General features: G+C 57.9%; 17 protein-coding genes and 4 tRNA genes. 3 read left to right on the forward strand and 18 right to left on the reverse strand.

Annotated elements, in window-relative coordinates; translation table 11 throughout:
• The 5 genes from K6T64_RS12050 to K6T64_RS12070 form a co-directional block, all read right to left on the reverse strand.
• Window positions 1-76: transfer RNA gene (locus tag K6T64_RS12050), tRNA-Phe, on the reverse strand.
• 30 nt (window positions 77-106) lie between these two features.
• Window positions 107-183: transfer RNA gene (locus K6T64_RS12055), tRNA-Asp, on the reverse strand.
• Between the two features lie 12 nt (window positions 184-195).
• Window positions 196-270 (reverse strand) — tRNA-Val (locus K6T64_RS12060).
• Window positions 271-335: 65 nt separating this feature from the next.
• Window positions 336-411, reverse strand: a tRNA-Lys gene (locus tag K6T64_RS12065).
• Window positions 412-545: 134 nt separating this feature from the next.
• Window positions 546-1841, reverse strand: coding sequence for an adenylosuccinate synthase (locus tag K6T64_RS12070; RefSeq protein WP_170086706.1), 1296 nt, complete (start codon window positions 1839-1841; stop codon window positions 546-548).
• Between the two features lie 231 nt (window positions 1842-2072).
• On the opposite strand from K6T64_RS12070, the gene K6T64_RS12075 reads away from it, so the two are divergent.
• A complete protein-coding gene (locus K6T64_RS12075; RefSeq protein ID WP_288010432.1) occupies window positions 2073-4220 on the forward strand; it encodes a cell division protein FtsA in 2148 nt (715 codons plus the stop codon).
• Between the two features lie 27 nt (window positions 4221-4247).
• On the opposite strand, the gene dnaB is transcribed toward K6T64_RS12075, so the two are convergent.
• From dnaB to K6T64_RS12090, 3 genes are read right to left on the reverse strand one after another with little or no spacing between them, the layout of a single operon-like run.
• Window positions 4248-5588 carry a replicative DNA helicase gene (gene dnaB / locus K6T64_RS12080; protein ID WP_407928410.1) on the reverse strand — a complete coding sequence of 447 codons (1341 nt, stop codon included), beginning with the start codon at window positions 5586-5588 and terminating at the stop codon, window positions 4248-4250.
• Between the two features lie 28 nt (window positions 5589-5616).
• Entirely contained in the window at window positions 5617-6060 is a 444-nt protein-coding gene (gene rplI, locus K6T64_RS12085) for a 50S ribosomal protein L9 (protein WP_288010434.1), read from the reverse strand.
• 30 nt (window positions 6061-6090) lie between these two features.
• On the reverse strand, window positions 6091-6402 hold the full coding sequence (locus K6T64_RS12090) for a MazG-like family protein (RefSeq protein ID WP_157935575.1): 312 nt from the start codon (window positions 6400-6402) through the stop codon (window positions 6091-6093).
• Between the two features lie 276 nt (window positions 6403-6678).
• Between K6T64_RS12090 and K6T64_RS12095 the strand changes: the two genes are divergently transcribed.
• Window positions 6679-8301, forward strand: a complete 1623-nt coding sequence (locus K6T64_RS12095; protein WP_288010436.1) for a thiamine pyrophosphate-binding protein — start codon at window positions 6679-6681, stop codon at window positions 8299-8301.
• Between the two features lie 84 nt (window positions 8302-8385).
• On the opposite strand, the gene rpsR is transcribed toward K6T64_RS12095, so the two are convergent.
• From rpsR to K6T64_RS12125, 6 genes are all read right to left on the reverse strand, one after another.
• Entirely contained in the window at window positions 8386-8616 is a 231-nt protein-coding gene (rpsR, locus tag K6T64_RS12100) for a 30S ribosomal protein S18 (protein ID WP_013077189.1), read from the reverse strand.
• 45 nt (window positions 8617-8661) lie between these two features.
• Window positions 8662-9126: a single-stranded DNA-binding protein gene (ssb, locus tag K6T64_RS12105; RefSeq protein WP_100669047.1), complete on the reverse strand. Its 465-nt coding sequence runs from the start codon at window positions 9124-9126 to the stop codon at window positions 8662-8664.
• Window positions 9127-9142: 16 nt separating this feature from the next.
• Entirely contained in the window at window positions 9143-9430 is a 288-nt protein-coding gene (gene rpsF, locus K6T64_RS12110) for a 30S ribosomal protein S6 (protein ID WP_100669048.1), read from the reverse strand.
• Window positions 9431-9592: 162 nt separating this feature from the next.
• Window positions 9593-10693, reverse strand: a complete 1101-nt coding sequence (gene ychF / locus K6T64_RS12115) for a redox-regulated ATPase YchF (RefSeq protein ID WP_288010439.1) — start codon at window positions 10691-10693, stop codon at window positions 9593-9595.
• 125 nt (window positions 10694-10818) lie between these two features.
• Entirely contained in the window at window positions 10819-11055 is a 237-nt protein-coding gene (locus K6T64_RS12120; RefSeq protein ID WP_100669050.1) for a DUF951 domain-containing protein, read from the reverse strand.
• Between the two features lie 91 nt (window positions 11056-11146).
• Window positions 11147-11686: a hypothetical protein gene (locus K6T64_RS12125; RefSeq protein WP_288010442.1), complete on the reverse strand. Its 540-nt coding sequence runs from the start codon at window positions 11684-11686 to the stop codon at window positions 11147-11149.
• Between the two features lie 92 nt (window positions 11687-11778).
• Here K6T64_RS12125 and yyaC point away from each other — a divergent pair, with 92 nt between their 5' ends.
• Entirely contained in the window at window positions 11779-12411 is a 633-nt protein-coding gene (yyaC, locus tag K6T64_RS12130) for a spore protease YyaC (RefSeq protein WP_288010443.1), read from the forward strand.
• A 25-nt stretch (window positions 12412-12436) separates the two neighbouring features.
• Here the strand turns inward: yyaC and K6T64_RS12135 are convergent, their stop codons facing one another.
• From K6T64_RS12135 to K6T64_RS12150, 4 genes are all read right to left on the reverse strand, one after another.
• Complete coding sequence (locus tag K6T64_RS12135; protein WP_288010444.1) at window positions 12437-13324, reverse strand: diacylglycerol/lipid kinase family protein; 888 nt, start codon at window positions 13322-13324, stop codon at window positions 12437-12439.
• 6 nt (window positions 13325-13330) lie between these two features.
• On the reverse strand, window positions 13331-13876 hold the full coding sequence (locus K6T64_RS12140) for a DUF4446 family protein (protein ID WP_288010445.1): 546 nt from the start codon (window positions 13874-13876) through the stop codon (window positions 13331-13333).
• A 29-nt stretch (window positions 13877-13905) separates the two neighbouring features.
• Window positions 13906-14607: a DUF554 domain-containing protein gene (locus K6T64_RS12145; protein WP_288010447.1), complete on the reverse strand. Its 702-nt coding sequence runs from the start codon at window positions 14605-14607 to the stop codon at window positions 13906-13908.
• A gap of 156 nt (window positions 14608-14763) precedes the next feature.
• Window positions 14764-15915 carry an aminotransferase class V-fold PLP-dependent enzyme gene (locus K6T64_RS12150; protein WP_288010448.1) on the reverse strand — a complete coding sequence of 384 codons (1152 nt, stop codon included), beginning with the start codon at window positions 15913-15915 and terminating at the stop codon, window positions 14764-14766.
• Window positions 15916-15948 lie beyond the last annotated feature (33 nt).

Raw genomic sequence — 15948 nt, forward strand, 5'->3', positions numbered from 1 at the left:
TGGTGGCTCGGGACGGAATCGAACCGCCGACACGAGGATTTTCAGTCCTCTGCTCTACCGACTGAGCTACCGAGCCACAAAGGTCGACCCCGCGTCGACCCGGCGTTGGCGGAGCTGACGGGATTCGAACCCGCGATCTCCTGCGTGACAGGCAGGCGTGATGGGCCTCTACACTACAGCTCCAAGACATAAAAATGGTGGGCGGTACTGGGATCGAACCAGTGACCCCTCGCGTGTGAAGCGAGTGCTCTCCCGCTGAGCTAACCGCCCATCCCGATCTCCTATTATCCCCGCACCATTGGTGGCGACGGTGCCGGTTCGGCACAGTCCGGTGTTGGTGAGCCATGCAGGACTCGAACCTGCGACACCCTGATTAAAAGTCAGGTGCTCTACCATCTGAGCTAATGGCTCTCATGCCCCGCAACCACCCAGCAGAGTGGCGAACGTCGACGACGGTTTATACTATACCACGCCCCCGGCTCAGATGCAAGACCCCAAGAGGATTTTTTTGACTCCCTCGGGGTCTCCCATACCGACCGACAAGGCTAGCGTCTGGACACAAAAATGTCCCCCAGGGCGATGGTCTGTTCACGGTTTGGCCCGGTGGAAATCAGCGAGAGCGGGGTGTCCACCAGTTCTGAAATGCGCTCTACATACCGTTTGGCAGCCTCGGGAAGCTCGTCGTAATTCCGGACACCGTCGAGGTTTTCCCGCCATCCCGGTAACGTCTCGTAGATGGGTTCACATTCCGAAAGAACCCGCAGGCTGGCGGGGAATTCGTCGAGGACTTGTCCCCGGTATCGGTAGCCGGTGCAGATCTTCAACTCATCGAGACCGGACAGAATGTCCAGGCGCGTCACCGCCAATCCGTCCAGCCCACTCACCCGGTGAGCGTGGCGAACCACCACCGCATCCAGCCAGCCGATGCGGCGGGGCCTACCCGTGGTCGTCCCGTATTCCCCCGCCCTGTCCCGAATTTCGCGACCCACATCATCAAGCATTTCCGTGGGAAACGGGCCGTCGCCAACCCGGGTACTGTAGGCCTTTACCACGCCAATTGCCCGGTCAATCTTGGTCGGGCCCACCCCGGCTCCGATACACACACCGCCAGACACAGGATTGGAAGCGGTCACGTACGGGTACGTACCGTGGTCAATGTCGAGCATACTGGCTTGGGCCCCTTCGAAGAGGATATCTCGGCCTTCGTCAATGGCGCGGTTAAGGACCACCGATGTATCCGCAATATAGGGCCGCAGCACCTCGGCATATGCCGCATACTCTTCGAGAATCTCCTTCAGGTCAAACCCTTCCACCTCATAAACTTTTTCGAAAAGGCGATTCTTTTGTGCCAAATTGTCGGCCAGTTTCTCCGCGAACACCTCGGGTTCGAGCAGGTCGCACATTCGAATTCCCACCCGGGCCGCCTTATCCATATAACAAGGACCGATTCCTTTGCGGGTCGTTCCGATCTTTCCGTTTCCCCGGCGTTGTTCCTCCAACTCGTCCAGTCGCCGGTGATAAGGAAGCACGACGTGAGCCCGATCACTGATTCGGAGGTTGCTCACCGACATACCCCGTTGCTCAAGGTATCGAATCTCTTCCACCAGCGCGGCGGGGTCCACCACCATTCCATTCCCGATGACGCACAGTTTATCCGGATATAAAATTCCCGATGGAATCAAATGCAATCTGTACTCCTGACCATCTAGATAAATCGTGTGCCCAGCATTATTGCCGCCTTGATACCGGGCGACCACTTCAGCGCGTTGGGCAAGGTAATCGGTAATCTTCCCTTTACCTTCGTCGCCCCACTGGGTACCGACCACAACGACGGTTGCCACCCGCAGACACCTCCGTCTCTTAACCTGCCCCGTTGCGGGTTGCGCAACTCAGAGCGGTCACCGCCCCCAGTCTATCAGCCCCCGGCGTGCGTGTCAACGGAAGACCGAACGTTTCCCCATCATGCGCCGTCAATCGTTCGGGTTAAAGGGAGGCACGCCCAAGGCGACGAATGTAATAGAAGGGTAAATTACAGCTATGCGCCCATCTGCGGCCGCAGAGGGGGGAGCATTGTGGTTTCGGAAAAGTCGGAGCCATTGTTTGCGCTGGACATTGGGACGAGAACTGTCGTCGGGCTCACCGCCATTCCCGGAACAAAGGGATTAACGATCAAGGCGGTCGAAATTCTTGAGCATCAAACTCGTTCTATGTTGGACGGACAAATTCACGATATACCCAGGGTGGCCGAGCTGATCCGGCGTCTCAAGGCGCGGTTGGAAAAAAAGGTCGGTCCCCTTCGGGACGTGGCGGTGGCCGCCGCCGGTCGAGCGCTGAAAACCTGCCGGGGAAAGGCTGTTCGCGCTGTGAACGGTTCCCGGTTAGAGGCGGACGCGGTTCGCGGATTAGAATTAGAAGCGTTGGAGCAGGCTCGCCGAGAATTGGCGGGGGACGAAGAGTCTGCCGGCCGTTATCATTGTGTAGGTTATTCCGTCGTGGAATACAAACTCGATGGGACGACGATCGGCAATCTCCTCGGGCAGAGAGGACAGGAAGCCAGCGCCGAAGTCATCGGTACCTTTTTGCCAAAGGTGGTGGTCGAATCGTTGGCTGCGGCCTTGGAAGCCGCAGATCTGCAGATGCGCGCCCTGACCTTGGAGCCTATCGCCGCGATCCACGCCCTCATCCCGGCCTCCATGCGAAAGCTGAACTTGGCTCTGGTGGACGTGGGAGCCGGAACCTCCGACATCGCCTTGACTGCAGAGGGTACGGTCGTCGCCTACGGAATGGTTCCCAGTGCAGGGGACGAAATTACCGAGGCTCTGGCGGAAACCTGGCTGCTTGATTTTGATACGGCAGAGACAGCAAAGCGGAACTGGCGAGATGCGGAGATCCGCTTTACCGACGTCCTGGGTCATAGCCGAAAAGTGCCGGGCCCGGAATTCGTTCAGTCTATGGCTCCCGCCGTGGACGGACTTTCAGAACTTATTGCCCGGGAAATTCTCAGCCTGAACGGCCGGCCCCCCGCAGCAGTGCTCTTGATCGGAGGAGGCAGCCTGACACCGGGGCTGCCGGAGAGTCTGGCCCGGAAGTTGGGCCTTCCCCAGGACCGCGTCGCTGTCCGGTCCGTGGATCATGTGGCAGGATTCGCCAGGATTCCGCCGAGACTCAAGGGGCCGGACGGTGTAACGCCCCTGGGAATCGCCCTGGCTGCCCTGGAACACCCGGTTCAGACCGCCACAGTTCGGGTCGGCAGTGCGGAGGTACACCTGTTCGATTTTCGAGATCTCACGATAGGGGATGCGTTGATTCAAGCGGGTATTCACATCCGTTCTCTATTCGGCCGCCCTGGCGCCGCGTTGACGGTGACCATCGGAGGAGAGAGGCGCGTTGTTCCTGGCTCACCGGGGTCGGGGCCGGAGATCCGGTTGAATGGTTCACCTGCCACGCTGGACTCGCCGGTCACAAGCGGGGATCATATCGAGGTACGACCCGGACAAAACGGGAAAGACGCTCGGTGCCGAATCGAAGATTTGATCCCGCCCCTACAAAGTTTGTCGGTGTACGTGAATGGTGTATCCCAGCCCGTGCCGCCGCGCGTGTTCATGAACGGACACCGGGTCAAACCGGACACCCAAGTGGTAGATCGGGCAATGATCGAGGCGTACATCCCCGAGCAATTGCGGGATGTGCTTGAAGATGTCGGGAGACCCGAAGCGTTCTCCCAGCGAGAGATTCATTTTACATGGAATGGCAGCTCCGTTCAGTACGTTCATCCCAACTGGATCGTGACATTGAACGGGGTGGCGGCCGAACCGGGAACTGTGGTGGCCGCGGGGGATCGGATCGAGATTGTGGAAGCCCCGCCTCCGGTATTGGCGGATTGGCTCGGCACGAACCCGGAACGCAGTCCCGGTAGGCCGGCCCTCACGGTCACCGTCAACGGCCAGTTGGTACGATTGGACGGGGAAGATTATAGGGCGTTCCGGTGCAACGGGCGCCCGGCTGATCCCGGGACGCCGCTTCAAGACGGCGACGACTGGGTGGAGGTCTGGGACGAACAAGTTGGCGAATGGATCATCAGCGACCTGTTTCGAGTGATCGATCCCGAGGGGTTGCGACCTGCCGATGCCCGGTCGTTTCACGTGGAGGTCAATGGTGCCGAAGCGACATTCACCACGCCCCTTCACACCGGGGACAACGTGCGGCTCTACTGGAAATAGGCGTTTCCCCTCGCCGGGGTCCCCCGGTCAAGGGGTCCCCTCTCCCGCGGACACCCGTTCGAGGTTGACAAATTTATTGAAGTTCTTGAGGAATACCATCTCGACTTTACCTGTCGGCCCGTTTCGCTGTTTGGCAATGATGACTTCAATCACATTTTTACGATCCGTATCTGGATCGTAGTAATCCTCGCGATAAAGAAACGCCACGAGGTCAGCATCCTGCTCAATCGATCCCGATTCGCGAATGTCAGACAAAAGAGGCCGTTTGTCTTGGCGCTGTTCTACAGACCTGGATAACTGGGAAAGGGCGATCACCGGTACCTCCAGTTCCCTCGCCAATGCTTTTAAACCCCGGGATATTTCGGAAATCTCCTGTTGGCGATTGTCCGCCCGCCCCCTTCCTTGCATCAACTGCAGGTAGTCCACTACGATTAACCCCAATCCCCGTTCCGCCTTGAGCCGTCGACATTTTGACCGCATCTCCGCAATGGTGATTCCCGGGGTGTCGTCTACATAGATCGGCGCCTCAGATAGATTGGCCACGGCCATCGTGAGTTTCGGCCAATCTTGTTCATCCAGAAAGCCTGTCCGCAGCTTGTGAGCATCGAGATTGGCTTCGGCGGAAAGCATCCGCTGCACCAACTGCTCCTTGGACATTTCCAAACTGAGAATCGCCACGGGCAAACCGTAACGAACCCCGACATTCTGGGCAATGTTCAAAGCGAAGGCCGTCTTCCCCACGCTGGGCCGGGCCGCAACGATGATCAGGTCCGATTTTTGGAACCCAGAGGTCAGGCGGTCCAAGTCGGGAAACCCCGATGGGACGCCGGTGACTTGACCCTTATTGGCATATAGATACTCAATGCGCTCAAAAGCCTGTTCCAGAATATCCCGAATCGGAATGAAGCCGCGGACCACCCGGGACTGGGTGATTTCAAAAATCCGTTGTTCCGCTTCGTCCAGAAGGCCGGCGACATCTTCGGCTGGTTCGTACCCTTTCGCCGCGATTTGGGTCGCCGTACGAATGAGCTGGCGCAACACCGATTTGTCGTGCACCAGGTCGATGTAATGTTCAACATTTCCCGTCGCTGGTACAATATGGGCCAATTCGGCGAGGTAAGAAGCTCCCCCGCATTCATCCAGCTGGCCCGCATCCTGAAGGCGGGCAGTAACGGTAACGAGATCCACAGGGTCCCCGTGGGAGGACACCTCCGCCATCGCCCGAAAAATCTTTTGATGGGCCGAGCGGTAAAAATCCTCAGGTGTCAAGCGCTCCAGAGCCAAGTGAAAGGCGGCCCCGTCCAACAGAGCCGCACCGAGGACCGCTTGTTCCGCTTCAACGCTTTGGGGAGGAACCCGGTCTTGCATGCTGTCGCTCACCGTTCATCCCTCGCCGTTACACGGGAAGCACGCGAACCCGAATATCAGCAGTCACTTCAGGATGAAGCCGAACCCGCACCGTCACTGTGCCCGGGTGGCGAATCGGCTCCTCCAGTTCAATTTTGCGCTTATCCACCTTGAGGCCTTGCACCGCCAGAGCTTCGGCGATTTGCTTCCCGGTGACGGCACCGAAAAGTCGACCGTTTTCGCCAGACTTGGCCGTAATCTCCACGACGAGGCCGCTTAATTTGTCCGCGGTTTCTTTAGCTTGGCGCAGACGTTCGGCCTCCTGCGCTTTTCTATGCTCCACCCGGGTCTGTAAAGCGCGGAGATTCGCTTCCGTCGCCTCCACTGCCAGTTTTCGCGGAAGGAGATAGTTGCGGGCATACCCTTCGGACACGTCTTTGACATCCCCAGCGTTGCCCTGGCCTTTGACGTCTTGCAGAAAAATAACCTTCACCACTGATCCCCCATTCGCCGCTTCCAAAAATTAACGGCCTCTCAAGTGATTTTCAACCGCCCCGAGGTCTCCGAACCAGGTTTCAGCCTCGTGACCGATTTCCTTTGTTTTTGTTAACTTCTCCAGTGCTTTACGATCAATCTCTCCAGGGGAGAGGCCAACCCGACGCGCCAGGATATAAACACTGATCAAAATACCCGACAAAGCGTCGGCGATCAGCCCCTCAGCCCCAGTATGACATGCCCGAAACAGAGCTGACACCTGGTCGAGTAACTCAATCTTTATCCATTCCATCAACTTCACTTGTCGACCGATGTCCACGTCCCGGCGAAAGGTCGCCACGGGTGCCCCTCCCCTCTGAAGCCTTAGATAAAAGGATTCAACATCGCCCCCTGAATTCCTCCTGCATCCGCGAAGGCCGACCAGACACGAGCGCCGCCCCGGCATATCTTGAGTTTCCGCGTACATGCTAGGGGTGTACACGGAGATCCCTGGAAAGGAGCGGGAAATGTGTTCCATGACCTTCTGACACCTTCGCGATATCCAGCAGACTCGATGGGACCTGCGGTCGCCGAGGCACCATCCCCCCGCCCCACTCCTCAACAGGCCGGCCCCTCCTTGACCGTAGCCGAAGTGTTGCTGCAAGAACTATCTTTGTGGGGAGTCGAGCGGATTTATGGTGTGGCCGGAGACGCTGTCCTCGGGTTTTTGGACGCGGTTTCAAAACAGGCGCAGGTTCGCTTCATCCCTGTCAAGCATGAATTCCACGCAGGGATCATGGCCTCGGCCGAGGCCAAACTCACCGGTAAGGTTGGTGTGTGCTTCGCCACCATGGGACCCGGGTTCATGAATCTCCTGAACGGGTTGGCGGACGCGCATTTGGACCGGACACCGGTTGTGGCCATCACCGGCCAGGCTCCGGTCAAGCAAATCGGCGGCGACGAGAATCAAGTCATTGACCAACAGGTCGCCATTCAGCCAATCGCCCGGTATAGTTCACTGATCGTCCATCCCGATGCCGCCGTCGACAGAATGTACAAAGCCCTTCACCTCGCCAGAACCCATGGAGTCGTCACCCATTTGTCGGTCCCATCCGACCTTTTTGAGCAATCACAGGCCCAGCCCCTGCGTCCCCCGGTTCCGTGGATTCACGGTCAGGTGGCCTTTTCTCGGGATTTGCTTGAGCCGGTGCTCGGGGTTATGCGGAGTTGCCGCCGTCCGATGATCGTCGCCGGCGAGGGCGCATGGTCCGCTCGCCCAGATCTTCCCCGGCTCGCACAGCGATGGGGCGGCGGCTTGGTGACGACTCTAGGGGGCAAAGGTATCGTGGATGAAGGATTTCCCTTTCACGTCGGCGGCCTCGGGGAAGGAGGAAGCCCGGAGGTGCCTTGGCTTCTTCAGGAGTCTGATCTCATTCTTCTGATCGGGAGCACCTATTGGCCGGAAGGATTCGTCCCTCGCCAGCCCAGGGTCGTCCAAGTGGACGCGGCCCCCGAGAATCTGGGACAGCGGGTGCAGGTCGAGTACGGAATTGTCGCGGATGCCGGAGCGGTGGTGGCTTTATTGGCCGACGCCCTGTCTGACCATCGGCCGGATCAGGAGTGGATCGACCGCGTCCAGGCAGCTCACCGGCAGTGGAAGGAAACGGTGGAACGGGAAAACGAGTTTGATGGAACCCCCTTGCCACCCCAACGAGTAATGGGGGCACTGTCTACACATATCCCTCCCGATGCGATCATCACTGTGGACACCGGTGATCACACCGTCTGGTTCAACCGAAATTTTCGTTCCCGGGGCCAGACTTTGTTGTATTCCGGGGATTGGAGAACGATGGGCTTTGGCCTACCCGCAGCCTTGGCAGCCAAATTAAGCCAACCTCACCGGCCCGTCGTTGCTGTGGTGGGAGACGGTGGGCTGGCCATGGGTTTGGGGGAGTTGACGACCGCGGTCCAGGAAGGAACCCCCATCACTGTGGTTCTGATGAACAACGGTTCTCTGCAGATGGAAAAAAGCAAGATGATCATGCGCGGATATGGCCAGGCGGGCGTCGACCTGACCAATCCCGATTTCGTCAAAGTCGCCGAAGCCTCGGGATGGCGAGCTGAACGCGTCCGGGATGCCACTCAGTTAGAAAGTGCCCTGGTCGAGTCCCTCGCTGACCCAAAACCCACTCTTCTCGATATACCGGTTCAAGGTGTCGTCCCGCCCCTAACCGGGCAGAAACCCCTTGGCTCATCGTAGAGCCTTGCTCGTACGCATTCCCTGCGAGAAGGGGCGCCCGGATCAGCCCGCACGCCCCTTCTTGTCTGTATGGATCCTGATGCGTTATTCCACCGTGTAAGGCAAAAGCGCAACCTGCCGGGCCCGCTTTACAGCCACAGTCACCTGACGTTGGTGACGAGCACAATTGCCCGAGATCCTCCGCGGGAGAATCTTGCCGCGCTCAGTCATGTATTTCCGCAGCCGGTCGGCATCCTTGTAATCCACCCGATCGATCTTGTCCACGCAAAAATTACATACGCGTCGCCGCTTACCTCCTCGGCCCTTGCGCGCCATCGCAAAACCTCCCTTCTCTTAATTCGTCTTAGCCGTTTCCTCCATTTAGAAGGGGAGATCATCTTCAGAAATGTCGATCCGCGTGGCGTCTCCCTCGAACGGATCATCCATGCCCGTGCTCCGGGTACGGGCCTCCTCCGGCCACCCGCTGCCTGAGGCCGGTGGGGCACTCGGCCCGCCCTCCCGATCACCCGCACGGTCCAGGAAACGAACATTGTCGGCCACCACTTCCGCCACCCGCACGCGTTGCCCTTCGCGATTCTCGTAGCTGCGAATCTGCAATCGGCCCTCCACCGCAGCCAGTCGTCCTTTGCGTAGGTACTGGGCGCAGAGTTCGCCGAGTTTCTGCCAAACCACAATGTTAATAAAATCTGTCTCCCGCTCTCCCATCTGGTTGAGGCGAGGCCGGTCGACAGCCAACGTAAAATGGGCCACCGGTGTCCCTGATGGCGTGTACCGCAACTCCGGATCCTGGGTTAGGCGGCCAATCAGAATGATGCGGTTGAGCATGGGAGATCCCCCCGTGTCACTCGTCCTCGCGTACGACGATGTACCGGAGCACTGGTTCGGAGATGCGGAGCACTCTCTCCAACTCCTTCGGCACTTCGGTATCCGACGCGAACTTCATGAGCACATAATATCCTTCCCGGTGGCCTTCAATCTCGTAAGCCATGCGGCGTTTGCCCCAGGTATTGACTTCCTGGAGTTCCCCCCCGGCCGCGGTGACCACCTCAGCAAGCCGCTTGACCTGGTCCGCTGTCACTTCTTCCTCCAAGTCAGGGCGAAGGATATACAGTGTCTCGTAGTTACGCATAGTCAGTCACCTCCTTGTGGACAATGGCCCCCGTGGGAGCAAGGAGGATTGGGCGAATCAAGCCGCCACAAAAACCCTCTGATGATCTAGTCTACCACGTCAGACACACGGTCGCAACCGCCGGGGTTTTCTTTTTCTAACACAACCTGTGGATCGGATCTTTCAGACATTGAAGCGAAAATGCATCACATCTCCGTCCTGAACCACGTAATCTTTCCCCTCCAGCCGAAGGAGACCCTGTTCCCGGGCCGCCACTGTGGACCCGGCTCGGACGAGGTCCTCGTAGGAAACGACCTCTGCTCGAATAAACCCGCGTTCAAAGTCGGAATGGATCACGCCCGCCGCTTGGGGCGCTTTTGTCCCTTTCACGATGGTCCAGGCTTTCACTTCTTTTTCTCCAGCGGTAAAATACGTGATCAACCCCAACAGCTTATACGCCGCCCGAGTGATGCGGTCAAGGCCGGACTCTTGTAATCCCGCCTCGGCGAGGAAAAGATCCCGGTCTTCACCTTCAAGTTCCGCGATCTCAGCTTCTAGCCGAGCACTGACGGGAATCACCTCCGCCCCTTCCACCCGGGCGCGCCGGCGCACTTCCTGGACCATGGGATGCTCCCAGGCCGTGGCCACATCCCGTTCATGCACATTGGCGACATAAAGGACGGGTTTAGCCGTTAGGAGATGAAGATCGCTCAAAAACTTGTTTTCTTCCTCAGACCAGGCTTGTCCCCGGACGCCTTTTCCCTCTTCCAGGAGGCGCTGAATTCTTTCAAGTAGCGCCAACTCCCAATCATACCGTTTATCACCGCTTTTCCTCAATCGCCGAGTTTTCTCGATCCGGCGTTCAACCGTCTCCAGGTCGGCCAAATTGAGTTCAACATTGATCGTCTCGATATCGTCAACGGGGGAAACGCGGCCGGCGACATGGGTGATGTCCGGGTCTTCAAAACACCGGACGACATGGACAATGGCGTCAACCTCTCGGATATGAGAGAGAAACTGGTTTCCAAGGCCTTCCCCATGGCTGGCCCCTTTCACGAGCCCCGCAATATCGACAAATTCAAAAACCGCAGGCACAACTCTGCCCGGATGGAACAACTCCGCCAGGCGCACCAGGCGTTCATCGGGAACCTGGACCACCCCGACGTTGGGATCGATCGTACAGAATGGATAGTTCGCCGTTTCTGCGCCAGCGCGGGTGATGGCGTTGAACAACGTTGATTTGCCTACGTTCGGTAAACCCACAATTCCTGCTTGTAATGGCATCTTTACGCTTCCGGCCGCTCTCCGGCCGGCCCCCTTTCTCAGACCCATGGTAATGAGCGTATCCGTCCAACTTGGCCGGGGCGTTCTGGTCAATAAGCCCCAAGGGCCGACTCCGCTCGGATCAGTCAGTCTCCGGTTTTCGCACTCAAACCCGGCCCACCTGGGCTGTCGAGTTGTTCCGTGCGAATCACGCGTTTCAGGTTTCGCTCAAACTTCGCTCGGGGCAACAAAACGCTTCTCCCGCAGTGTACACATTTGATCCGGATGTCCATCCCCATGCGGATAATGGTCCAGGCGTTTGTTCCACAGGGGTGGGTCCGTCTCATTTCAACGACATCGCCGAGCTGATACTTCTTTTCCATGGTCCCTGCACCCCTCCGGCACCTCGGCATCCGCTTCGTATTCAGTCTACTGTTTCTAGGCTTCCCTGTCCATGGGAAGTGGACCCCATAGTTACCCGCCAAAAGGTGAGGGCGAGCCCAATAGGGTGAACCATACGCTATTTTTCACCCACGGAAGGAGGGCTGCAAACTCCGGGTTACGAGTGAGACGAAAGGCTATCCGCCATAGGCCGTAGTAGATCCCCGTATAGCCCGCAAGAGAAAGGAGAGCGCCAATCAGATTAGGATGGATGACACCCGATCGCGGACGCTCAATGGCCCCAAGTGCGACGTGAATGGCGGAAACAATCAGAAGCGCGGCAAGGAAGATGGTCAGCCCACCGGCGATGAAGGTTGCGCTTTCACGCAAAGACGGGAGGGTGTTTGCGGCAGTTCGGGAGCCTGCCGGCCAGGCGGTGCCCGGAATCGCAGTGAGATTTGCCGCCCATGTTCCGATGGCCTCGACGGTGCGCCGATCGAGGTGAAGCCACGTCCAACCTCCGGTGACGAGCAAAGCGGCCGTAGAGGCCATCTCCAGAAGGATGCGCTTGGTACTAACCCCCAGCCCACGCATTGTCACCCATGCCATAGCAATCCACAGAGGCGCGTCCATCCAAGTCCCCCCGACATTCCCAGTCGTCCTATGTATATTCCCCGCGCCGCGAACCGTATACTGAGATGAATATATTTTCCGGAGGTTCTCTTATGAGGTTCCTTCGCCAGGATGAACATCTGCCGCGTTATCCTATCCGCGTGGCCTACAATGATCCAAACGCCGCTGGAGTTCTGGCCCAAGGAGTGTGGGATACGGTTCGCCTAAAGGCCCGGGACAGCAATGTGGCCATTATTTGCGTGGGCACCGACCGCTCCACCGGCGACGCATTGGGGCCTCTGGTGGGAAGCCGGCTTGTCGAGACGCTGCAATCCACCGAGATCCAAATCTTCGGTACGTTGGACGAGCCCGTTCACGCCGTAAACTTGACCGAAACCCTCACGAGACTGGACCGCATGTCACCGGCTCCCTTTGTCATCGCGGTAGACGCCTGCCTGGGGCAGGTCAACAGCATTGGTCAGATCTCTCTTCATGACGGTCCCCTTCGTCCCGGAGCGGGAGTGAACAAGCAACTTCCTCCAGTGGGGGACATCCATATCACCGGCATCGTGAATGTCGGGGGCTACTTGGAATATTTCGTCCTTCAGAATACCCGCCTTCAGCTTGTATTTCGCATGGCCCGTATCATCGCTGACGGGCTCGCAGAAGGGTTGGATCGCCGTCTCCGGGCGGGAGGCGAGGTTCTGCCGTTTCCCGTGCGCCGCCCCGCCCCGGGTGGGCCTTAAAAAACCAACCCCGGTCAATGTAAGGTCAGGGTGCGGGGCAGAGGACAGTCAGAGAACCGGGCCACACCATCGCCTCCATCGTTTCTTGGGGCAATACTTCCCCATCTGCGTGAACCGGCCATGGTGTCGCCGGATGAATGCAGATCCGTTTTCCCCGGTGAAGGTGAACAGACGGGTGACCGACATGTTTCCCGGTGAATACCTTCGGAAAGATCAAGCAGAACTCTGGTTTTGAGAGGCCATCCACCACACATAGATCCAGTTCGCCGTCTTCCATGGTCGCGTGGGGCAGGATGCGCATCCCGCCGGCGTAGGTCGATCCGTTTCCCAACGCCACCAGCCAGGCTGAGCGATAGGTGTAAAGGGCCCCGTCCACTTCAATATCCACCCGCTGGGGCCTGAAGAACAGTAACTGAATAGCAACACCCACCACGTATCCGAAAGGTCCCCATCGCTTCAGCCACACCGAGTTGTTCACATGCCGCGCCACCCAGGCATCAAAGCCCGTGCCAGCAATGTTAATAAAAACGCCGTTTTGTGTTTGCACGAGGTCAACTTGACGTTTGATGGCACCTTGGAGTTGTCGGATAGCCCGCAATCCTTTTTTGATCCCAAAATAGCGTGCCAGATCATTTCCGGTACCCGCCGGGAGAATTCCGAGGGCAATGGAGCTTCCAGCCAGGCCTTGAATCACTTCATGGATCGTTCCATCGCCTCCAACGGCCACGACAACGTCCGCCGCCCGGTCTTCTACCGTTTTCTTCGCAATCCATGCGGCATCTCCGGGGGATTTCGTATGATACACGTCCCAATGCTTGCCGAGCGTTGCCAGATGACGATAATAACGATTCCAACGGCGAGCGGCCTTTCCTTTACCAGCAACGGGATTAACAACAAACAACCATCTTTCCATGACCATTTACGACCTTTCTTCAAGCGGCCGCAAAGCAGAGGATACTGGCGGCTCGGAGGCACCACTAAACTGGATGGCTTCAGCCAGGACTCGTTTTTCTTCTTCACTGAGGGGATAGGTCGAGGTGCCATTTTGGACCGGTTTTGCGTAGATCCTCGATTCATCTCGGCCGTAGATACTCGATAAAATGACGCCGTTGCCACTGCCGTCGAGCCAGGCAGCGGAGAAACTCAGGTCACTGCCGAAATCGGAAAACGCGTTGTAGCGGACGACCCGGGCAGTGCGTAATGTTGCCCGGAGACTTTTTTCCAAGTAGTCGATTCGTGCTTCAAGACGGCGTACTTCTTCGCTCAGTTGTTGTATCCGCTCTAAGGTTTGTGGCAGCAGCTTTTCCACGTCTGTCCCCGAGCGGCCCACCCATTGCCGATAGCGCTTCTGAGTCTTGCGGAGTCCAGCCCCCTGGATAAGGACGGTCAGCCACAGCAAGACAACCAGAATGCCGATGGCGGCAACCCAATACCATAGGGGAATGGCTGCAATCGAGGAATACATGGTTCTGCCTCCTTTAAGTGTTCCCGCATTTATGCGCCTAAAACCAGGATCAGAATTGCTCGAATCAATGCTGCTACAAGCAGCGCTGGCAATAGATTGCCCACCCGAATCGCCGTGATTCGCAGGAGGTTGACACCGATGCCAAGGATCATCAAGCCCCCCGCCGCATTGATCATGCTCAAGATCGGCGGTTGAAGCCATTGATGGAGCCATCCTGCAAGGAGAGCGATGGCTCCTTGATAGACAAAAACGGGCAGGGCAGCAAGAACCACTCCAGGCCCCATGGTGGACGTAAACAGAATGGATGAAACGCCGTCCAAAAGGGATTTAGTAAAGAGAATATCATGTCTATCTTCCAGGCCACTTTGCAGGCCGCCGAGAATGGACATGGCCCCAACGCAGAAGACCAGGGTAGCCGTGAGAAAGGCTTGACCCGCCTGTCCCCGGCCGCGCAGCCATGTCCACTTCTTTTCTGCGCTTCGACCCGCACGTTCAAGAAACCCTTCGATGTTGAGCCATTCGCCCAAGGCGCCGCCGACAACCAAACTGACGATGACAATCAGAAAATCGTATTGATGACCTGGACCGTTGACGTTGTTCAGGGTCATCGAGATCCCCATGACCATGACGGCTAGCCCAATCCCCTGTTGCATGAGCGTCCGGATTCTTTCCGGAATGCCGTGAAATAAAAGTCCGAGTAACGTTCCAATGATGATGGCAGCCACATTCACGAGTGTGCCTTCAAGTACCACGATCTGGCCGGCTGTGTTCCGTGTGGGTGGAACCCTGCAAAACGGCCTTCCCCCCTTTCAACGGTGTTCGATTGGACGCCGCCATTTCAGCGCAAAGTGCAAAAACAGTCCTGCGCCATTCCCGCAGGACTCTGGTCATCCATCCCGGAGAAAGTCTGCCAGTTCTCGGATCGCAGCTACGCACTCCCGGATGTCGTTTTCCGTGTTAAACCAGCTGACGCTCACCCGCACTAGCCCTTCGTCCAGTGTCCCCGCAACCTGGTGAGCCAGGGGGGAACAGTGAAGTCCGGAGCGGACGGCGATTTCGTATTGGTCCGACAGAAGAACAGCCAATTCTGTACTATCCACTCCCCGCAACGAGAAAGCAAGCAGGTCGGCTCGGGGCTCACCCCGGCCGGGGCCGGTGAATTTGATGCCCGGGAGGGATTCAAGACCTTCCCGGAGAGACTGGATAAGGGCCTGGTTGTGTTGCCCAATGGCACTGGGCCCAATTTGGCTGACAAACTCTGCCCCCACCGCAAGGCCCGCCAACCCCGGCGTATTGAGGGTGCCGCTTTCGTATCGGATCGGCCGCTCCAACGGCTGATCGGGTTCTTCAGAGTGGCTCCCGGTCCCTCCATACAAAAACGGCTCAAGTTCCAGACCCGGGCGGATATAAAGGGCTCCAGTCCCCTGGGGACCGAATAGCCCCTTATGCCCCGGAACTGCCAGCAGGTCAATTTCAGAACGGGTTACATCAATGGGGAAGCTCCCCGCCGTTTGGGCGGCGTCCACCAAACAAAAGGCACCGTTCGCGTGGGCGATCTCTGTCATGGCATCGATGTCCACAAGCGTGCCGAGTACATTGGACGCGTGGGTCACCGCGAGCAGACGAGTATCGGAGCGAAAAGCCGCACGTACTTCTTCGGGCGCAATGCCGTTCTCCGTGCTTTGTACATAAGTCACTTCGATCCAACCCCGCCGGCGCAAAGCCTCCAGGGGTCGGCGCACCGAATTGTGTTCCAGCATGGTGGTGACGACGTGGTCCCCCGGCTTTAACAAGCCAAATATAGCCATGTTGAGGGCCTCAGTCGCATTATGGGTAAAGATGAGGTCCTCGGGGTTGCGCACCCCGAAAAGCGTCGCCACGGCACTGCGGGCTCGGGCTACAACCCTTGCTGCTTGCATCGCCATTTTGTGGGTGCCTCGGCCCGGGTTTGCGCCGTTGTTGGCAACCATTTCTTTCACCGCTTCCGCAACACCAGGCGGTTTGGGCCAAGTAGATGCGGCGTTATCGAGGTAGATCATGCCCCAGCCTCCCCTTGGAGCCATGCGGCCCGT

Origin of the sequence: Kyrpidia sp. (assembly GCF_023512215.1) — a bacterium.
Classification (GTDB): Bacteria; Bacillota; Bacilli; order Kyrpidiales; family Kyrpidiaceae; genus Kyrpidia; species Kyrpidia spormannii.

Coding starts and splice junctions, on each gene's coding strand:
- dnaB (WP_407928410.1), bottom strand. CDS start 5,588: ATGCAAGACCGGGTTCCTCCCCAAAGCGTTGAAGCGGAACAAGCGGTC.
- rpsR (WP_013077189.1), bottom strand. CDS start 8,616: ATGGCGCGCAAGGGCCGAGGAGGTAAGCGGCGACGCGTATGTAATTTT.
- ssb (WP_100669047.1), bottom strand. CDS start 9,126: ATGCTCAACCGCATCATTCTGATTGGCCGCCTAACCCAGGATCCGGAG.
- rpsF (WP_100669048.1), bottom strand. CDS start 9,430: ATGCGTAACTACGAGACACTGTATATCCTTCGCCCTGACTTGGAGGAA.
- ychF (WP_288010439.1), bottom strand. CDS start 10,693: ATGCCATTACAAGCAGGAATTGTGGGTTTACCGAACGTAGGCAAATCA.
- K6T64_RS12120 (WP_100669050.1), bottom strand. CDS start 11,055: ATGGAAAAGAAGTATCAGCTCGGCGATGTCGTTGAAATGAGACGGACC.
- K6T64_RS12125 (WP_288010442.1), bottom strand. CDS start 11,686: ATGGACGCGCCTCTGTGGATTGCTATGGCATGGGTGACAATGCGTGGG.
- yyaC (WP_288010443.1), top strand. CDS start 11,779: ATGAGGTTCCTTCGCCAGGATGAACATCTGCCGCGTTATCCTATCCGC.
- K6T64_RS12135 (WP_288010444.1), bottom strand. CDS start 13,324: ATGGAAAGATGGTTGTTTGTTGTTAATCCCGTTGCTGGTAAAGGAAAG.
- K6T64_RS12140 (WP_288010445.1), bottom strand. CDS start 13,876: ATGTATTCCTCGATTGCAGCCATTCCCCTATGGTATTGGGTTGCCGCC.
- K6T64_RS12150 (WP_288010448.1), bottom strand. CDS start 15,915: ATGATCTACCTCGATAACGCCGCATCTACTTGGCCCAAACCGCCTGGT.